This window comes from Brevibacillus sp. SIMBA_040, assembly GCF_046535075.1.
Lineage (GTDB): Bacteria > Bacillota > Bacilli > Brevibacillales > Brevibacillaceae > Brevibacillus.
This window is the reverse complement of record NZ_JAWRXI010000335.1, coordinates 1-249: the sequence shown is the minus strand read 5'-3', so window position 1 is coordinate 249 and position 249 is coordinate 1. Positions and strand designations below refer to the sequence as shown.

Sequence of the window (249 nt, the reverse complement as noted above, 5' to 3'; positions counted from 1 at the left end):
AGTGCTTTGATGCGTCTGGCCGTCGGCGCAAATGAGACCGATTGGGTAAACATCCCTGCTATTGCAGCTGGAGCTATCAGTGCATGGCGCTGTCCTAGTATTGGTGAACAGTACCTGCTTATCTCACCAAGTGGCGAGTTAGCCAACGCCATACCTGTGATCAGTTTATACAGTGACCACAATCCAAGTCCGAGCATAGATCCTAATGAAATACGTATCCGCTACAACGATACTGATTTTTGTAGCATC

At 47.8% G+C, this 249-nt stretch carries 1 protein-coding gene; it reads left to right on the top strand.

All coding sequences use genetic code 11. The features are described from left to right. Window positions 1–249 (top strand): phage baseplate assembly protein V (locus SB752_RS33025; RefSeq protein WP_410719599.1); only part of this gene is annotated, 249 nt, incomplete at both ends.